This is a genomic window from Testudinibacter crocodili, assembly GCF_006228025.1.
Lineage (GTDB): Bacteria > Pseudomonadota > Gammaproteobacteria > Enterobacterales > Pasteurellaceae > Chelonobacter.
The window spans coordinates 1-5,708 of sequence record NZ_VDHF01000100.1 but is presented as its reverse complement, the minus strand read 5'-3'; the positions used below and the strand labels follow the sequence as shown (position 1 = coordinate 5,708).

8 protein-coding genes and 1 pseudogene are annotated in these 5,708 nt (G+C 42.1%); 2 read left to right on the top strand and 7 right to left on the bottom strand.

Annotated features, from left to right (window positions below; all coding sequences use genetic code 11):
- The 4 genes and pseudogenes from FHQ23_RS10555 to FHQ23_RS10540 form a co-directional block, all read right to left on the bottom strand.
- Positions 1–266, bottom strand: a pseudogene (locus FHQ23_RS10555) (hypothetical protein); the annotation flags it as partial.
- 277 nt (positions 267–543) lie between these two features.
- Positions 544–1,284 carry a pyruvate formate lyase 1-activating protein gene (pflA, locus tag FHQ23_RS10550; RefSeq protein WP_139614290.1) on the bottom strand — a complete coding sequence of 247 codons (741 nt, stop codon included), beginning with the start codon at positions 1,282–1,284 and terminating at the stop codon, positions 544–546.
- An 84-nt stretch (positions 1,285–1,368) separates the two neighbouring features.
- Positions 1,369–1,764 (bottom strand): putative toxin-antitoxin system toxin component, PIN family, encoded by a 396-nt coding sequence (locus FHQ23_RS10545; protein WP_139614289.1) that lies wholly within the window; start codon positions 1,762–1,764, stop codon positions 1,369–1,371.
- Positions 1,764–2,012: an AbrB/MazE/SpoVT family DNA-binding domain-containing protein gene (locus FHQ23_RS10540; RefSeq protein ID WP_139614288.1), complete on the bottom strand. Its 249-nt coding sequence runs from the start codon at positions 2,010–2,012 to the stop codon at positions 1,764–1,766. The genes FHQ23_RS10545 and FHQ23_RS10540 overlap by 1 nt, the downstream gene beginning before the upstream one ends.
- A gap of 289 nt (positions 2,013–2,301) precedes the next feature.
- On the opposite strand from FHQ23_RS10540, the gene FHQ23_RS12435 reads away from it, so the two are divergent.
- Together FHQ23_RS12435 and FHQ23_RS12430 are read left to right on the top strand one after the other, a co-directional pair.
- A complete protein-coding gene (locus tag FHQ23_RS12435; RefSeq protein WP_176552308.1) occupies positions 2,302–2,469 on the top strand; it encodes a hypothetical protein in 168 nt (55 codons plus the stop codon).
- Entirely contained in the window at positions 2,450–2,602 is a 153-nt protein-coding gene (locus tag FHQ23_RS12430) for a hypothetical protein (protein ID WP_176552307.1), read from the top strand. The genes FHQ23_RS12435 and FHQ23_RS12430 overlap by 20 nt, the downstream gene beginning before the upstream one ends.
- A gap of 23 nt (positions 2,603–2,625) precedes the next feature.
- Here the strand turns inward: FHQ23_RS12430 and FHQ23_RS10535 are convergent, their stop codons facing one another.
- From FHQ23_RS10535 to FHQ23_RS10525, 3 genes are all read right to left on the bottom strand, one after another.
- The gene (locus FHQ23_RS10535; protein WP_139614287.1) at positions 2,626–4,074 is read right to left on the bottom strand and encodes a surface lipoprotein assembly modifier; all 1,449 of its coding nucleotides are present in this window, start codon (positions 4,072–4,074) and stop codon (positions 2,626–2,628) included.
- 61 nt (positions 4,075–4,135) lie between these two features.
- Positions 4,136–4,891, bottom strand: coding sequence for a HupA family protein (locus tag FHQ23_RS10530; RefSeq protein ID WP_139614286.1), 756 nt, complete (start codon positions 4,889–4,891; stop codon positions 4,136–4,138).
- 84 nt (positions 4,892–4,975) lie between these two features.
- A complete protein-coding gene (locus FHQ23_RS10525; protein WP_139614285.1) occupies positions 4,976–5,302 on the bottom strand; it encodes a coiled-coil domain-containing protein in 327 nt (108 codons plus the stop codon).
- Positions 5,303–5,708 lie beyond the last annotated feature (406 nt).

The following is a 5,708-nucleotide window of genomic DNA, read 5'->3' as shown; positions in this document are numbered from 1 at the left end:
GCTTCTTCGGCTTTGCGAGCTTCTTCGGCTTTGCGAGCTTCTTCGGCTTTGCGAGCGTCTTCGGCTTTACGGGCTTCTTCAGCTTTACGAGCTTCTTCGGCTTTTTTTGCCGCATCAGTGGTTGTGTTATCTGTTGCTGGTGTAGTAGGTGCTGAGGTATTTGTGTTATTTGGTGTTGAACTTCCACCACCTGATGAACCACAGGCAATGGCTCCGAGGGAGATTAAAATCGCAAGTGCGGTTGTTTTGATCGTCGGTTTCATCATTGGATTCCTTGTTGGTTATTTATGAGATAAAAATGAAGTATTAATGTGGTTTTCGCTCCAAATTGACGAAAAAAACATTAAACCTCCTTAGTTTAAAAAAAAAAAAAAAAAAACAAGGCTTTAGTGATTTTTATACGGAAATTTTGATCTTTGTCACATTTAGAATGAAAATGGAGTAAAATTTCAAAAAAGAAAAGGGAGCGGTTCAAGGCAGAAATAAAAGCGCGCTATCGGCAAGAGGGCGAATAGCGCGTTGAAAATCGGAGATTGTGTGGAGTTAATAAATCACGTTGTTGTGATAGCGCGACAAAATCGCTTGGATATGATCCATTTTTTCTTTGCTGGGCGGCAGCACATCTTCCAGCTCGTATTTTTCGCCCATCGCTTCCCATTTGTGTTGTCCCAAGCGGTGATACGGCAGCAGTTCGATTTTTTCGATATTGTGCATGTCTTTGATAAATTCGCCAAGCAGGGTGACGGAGTGATCGTCATCAGTGTAGCCTGGCACGACCACATAGCGAATCCAGGTGCGTTGGTTGCGTTTTTGCAGATAGCGGGCAAATTCCAGCGTACGTTTATTTGGCACGCCGATCAAATTTTGGTGGATTTTATCGTCCAGTTGTTTCAAATCTAGTAGCACCAAATCAGTGACATCAAGCAGTTCGTCAATCATGTTGTCGTAACGGCGCACAAAACCGTTGGTGTCGAGGCAGGTGTGAATGCCTTGTGCTTTACAGGCACGAAACCAATCACGCACAAATTCCGCTTGCAGAATTGCTTCGCCGCCGGACGCCGTGACACCACCGCCGGATGCGTTCATAAAATGGCGGTAAGTGACGACTTCCTTCATCAGCTCTTCGACGGTGATCTCTTTGCCACCGTCTAAATCCCAAGTATCGCGATTATGGCAATATTGACAGCGCATTAAACAGCCTTGTAAAAACAGAATAAAACGGATTCCCGGCCCGTCCACCGTGCCACAGGATTCAAAAGAGTGAATGCGTGCTTTAATCGTCATAGCCATTCCAAAAGAGAGTAAAAGTGCGGTCAATTTTACCTGAAACAACCGCACTTTGCGATAGAAAGTCTGATTTGAATATGATTATGCGTACTTTTCTAGGAATTGAGTTGGGGTTAGAATTTCTATTGGGAGATAGGTAAGTTCTGTGAAATCTTTGTCGCCTGTGATTAAGATATCTGCATTTTCCAAAATTGCGGTAGCAATCACCGGATAATCTTTTTCGTCCCGAATATCGATATGTAAATCAAATTTGGTTGGAGTATAGACTAATTCATAGCTGATAATCGAAAGCAGTCGATCAATCACATCTAATTTATGCGGAAATTTGCGTTCAACCACGGTTTTTAATTCATTTACGACGTAGGAGGAAAGCACCATTGTATTTTCAATGGCAACTAATTCAATTAAACGGTTCATTCGCTCGGACGGAAAAAGTAATGCGGATAGCAATACATTGGTGTCTAGCATGATTCGCATTAGATTTCTTTCCGTAGTAGTTTGATTAATTCAACCACATCACCTTCGGAATAAAGTCCTGCTTTTTCGGCCTCACCCTGAAAGGCTTGTTGCGCTTCTTTAATTGCCAGCATCGTAGAATTTAAGATTTCGATTTTGCCGTTATTTTCAACAAATAGTAATTTATCGCCTTCTTTTACGTTCAATTTTTTACGAATAGCGATTGGAATGGTGATTTGCCCTTTTGAAGTAATTTTAGCGAGTTCCATAATACTCTCCTTTCATTCCTTACTTTTCAGGAATTCTGTGTTTTTAAGATTTTGACACAGTTTGATCGGACAAGCAAGCAGAAAAAAATCGCTAATTAGCAGAGGGAATTTTGGATTGTTATTCCAACAATGCAAAATTAGAGAGTAAAAGTGCGATCAGTTTTACCTGAAATAACCGCACTTTGCGATAGGGCGGATTAAGGAGGTGGGATATATTGGATTACGGCTTGATCCTTTTGCGGAAAGGGAACATTATGCCACTATTCTTATTTGCGATTAGGAGTATGCAATGGAACAGCAATGCACAGCGGATTATTTGGATTATCTGAAAAAAGAAGTCGAACTGGGTGATAAAGATTTTGAAAATGGCAATGAATTTAGCGATAAAGAGGTTTATCGCGGTGTAAAAGAGGTGCTATATAATGCGGTATTAAAATATGAACAAAATGCTGCTTGAATATAAAATTCGGTATTCGGCAAGAGCGAAACAAAATCTTGAAAATATTGCGTTGGGGATTATCGAAATCACCTCGTTAAAACACAAAGGGCGGAAATTTCCGTCCTTTGTGGCTATTTATCAATTGGGCTAATGTTCCCCTGATTTAAAATGCGTTTAAAACGTCTTTTCAAAAATCAGATTGACATTTTTCTGTGTATAGGAATACATCGACGGCAGGTTGCTGTCTTGTTTTTTCCAGTTGAAATGCAGTTTCGGCGTGATGCCCCAAACGTGCCAATTGCGTTTCCACAGGGTTAAATTCACGTTATAAATCTTATCGTTGCGCACTTTGCCGAGCGGAATCATCTCGCCCAATTTGGCTTGATCTTTGTAGTTGCGCTGTGCGTAAGAAAAGCCCAAACGGGAGGAAACGCCCCATTGCCACTCTTGCCCCCAACCGAGCCGCAGGGTGCGGGTGTTGTTGCTGTATTGCGACAAGCGCGTTTTTTCACGGTTATAATCGCCGCCAAAATAGAAAAGTTGGCGCGGGCTGCGTAGCCACAGCAGGGTGGCGGAAGCCAGTTGGCTGTGTCCGTTCAAGTTTTGGCTGTCGTAATAGCGCTGTTCGGCGTGTTCAAGTGCGGTTGAAAGCTGCCAGTTGGCATTGAGCCAACGACGATATTCGCCACGCACGCCGTTCGCCCATTTATAGGATTGATTGCCATACCAGCGTTTTTCGTAAAACGGCAAAATAGACACACTTTGCACCGCACTTTTGTGGGTGTAACCGAGATAAGTGCGGTTATAAATATCATCATAATCATGATTATCCCAAAAATTCTTGCCGAATAGCTCCGTGCCGACATGCAAATAGTGTGCGCCAGTCAGGTTGAAATCACGCTCTAGGCTGAACGAGTAGGCAATGCCGTGCGCAGACTGCGGCAACATGCTGTCGCCTTTGATAAAACCCGTGTTCTCGATTTCGCGCTTGGACGAGGTGTTATTGACATTGCTGTCACGCAGGTAATAAGCACTGAAACTGCTTTGCCAACCACTACGTTGCTGTAGTGCGTCGAGATAAGAATCAATCAGCCGCACCACCGGCGCAGGCACGCCGACCGCACTTTTGGCTTTTTCAAACTGATCGCGCGCCGCATTGTCTTGGCGAGCGTGAAACAGGCTTTTTGCCAGTTCGATCCGCACTGGATTGAGATCCGGATTGATGGCGAGAATCTCACGAAAGCGGCTAATCGCCAGCGGATAATCTTGCGCCAGTTGCGCTAATGTCGCCTCGGCAAAACGGACGAGAATCAGCTCATGTTGTGCAAACGTGCGGTAAATCGGCAACAATTCATTGATTAATTCCGCATTGCGTTGTTGCAGTGCTAAGTTCAGCCAATCTTGGGTTAATTGCGGATTTGCCAACAACTGCGCCCGACTGACCCGCAACGGCTGCACCGCACTTTGCCCCGATTCTTCCACCTTTTGCGGCGGCGCAGTCGGGCGTGCGATATTTTGAATGCTTTCGGGGGTTGTCGCTTGATTCACGCTGACGGTGGTTTCGGCAACCGCACTTGCTGCACAAAGTGCGGTGACGGAGAAAATATAAAATTGTTTTTTCATTGCTCTGCTCAAAAACAGAGGCGCCAAGTGCGCCTCAAAAGATTAGTATTTATTAGTATCGTTATTTATGTTCTGCGGTAAAGGCAGCATCTAAGCGATAACCACCATGCTCCATCGTCATCGGCGCTTGTAAATTAGTTAAGCCTGATACTTGTTTACCATCGGGCCCCATAATTTTGCCTTCGTAAGTTCCTGTATATTGTATATCAAGCCATTCATCATTATTATTGTTGTACTGATGACGGCTTTCGGTAGTGTTTGCATTACCTTTAAATTCTAATAAACCATTATATGTATCAATTGTAGTTTCAGTTAAATTAATGTTGCCATAGCGAATATAGCCGCCATGTGGGTCAGGGCTTCGAGTTATAGCACCAGAAATTGTTTTATTAATAAAATCTGCATTGAGCGTTATATTTGCATTTACATCAATATTAGAATTATAATCTGATGAAATGACATAAGCGGTTCCTTGATACTGTGCAGTTCCTTGAATTTTTTGTAATTTTTCCAGTTGGGTCATTCGAGTAGGATTGTCACCATATACTAATTGAGTTTGTTGATTAGTGTGATGTTGATTAGTGTGATTTGTTGTGGAGGATGAAATTGAGGTAATAGAGTGTCCAGCTTCTTCTAAGTTGTAGGCATACGTTTGATATATGTCAAGTTTTCCCACACTACCGTCATCTCTATAACCTGTCGTGGCATAATCTAAAGATTCGGAAGATCCGGTTCGAGTTCCGTCAGCGGTAATTCTGGTAATATCAGCATGAAGTGCTGTTGCATCAAGATCTGAACCAGAATAATAAGGCTGCAATATTCCTCCAATCTGTACAAATTTTGCTACATAAGGTTCTCGAGCTTTTTCCCTTTCTAATTTTTCTTTTTCAATTGCGGCTAATTAGTCTGCTTTTGCTTGTTTTTCTTTAGCGATACGCTCTTCTTCTAAGCGATATACCCATAATTGATTTTGTAGGTCTCCTACAGTTTGATTTAGCTGATTGATTTGCTCATTTGCTGCGGCTAATTGGTTTTCATAGGTGTTTTTTGTAGTTTCAACTTCTGCTAAATCAGTTTGTAGTTGTACAATCTGTTTTTGAGCTTGGGCTATTTGCTTATTTTTTTCTTGTAAGGAAAGTTCAGAGGCTTGTTTTAATTTTGCAATATTGGCTTCATATTCCTTAATTTGTTGTTCTGCAGATTTAACCGCACTTTGTGCTTGTTGCAAGTCTTTTTCTGTTTTTGTTGCTGCTTCTTTGGTGGTGCGGAGTTGCTCTTGAGCCTGTTGCAGTTGTTGCGTAACTTACTTCGCTTTTTCTTCTGCTGTACTTTCAATAGTATTTCGAATATCGGTGGTTGGTGTTGGAGTAGTATCGGCGGTAGCCGGTGTCACTGTTGTTGATGTATTGGTATTTGCAGCAGATTTGTTGTCTGATCCTCCGCCCGACGATCCGCAAGCGACTGCACCGAGTGAAATTAAGATAGCCAAAGCAGTGGTTTTTTATTGTGGGTTTCATAAAATATTCCTTATGGTTGTAAAAATGTAAAGAAAATTCAAAAGTTAATGATTCCTTCACTCCAAAACAGATAAAAAATCATTAAACTTTCTCAGTTTAAAAAAAAAAAAAAAAAAA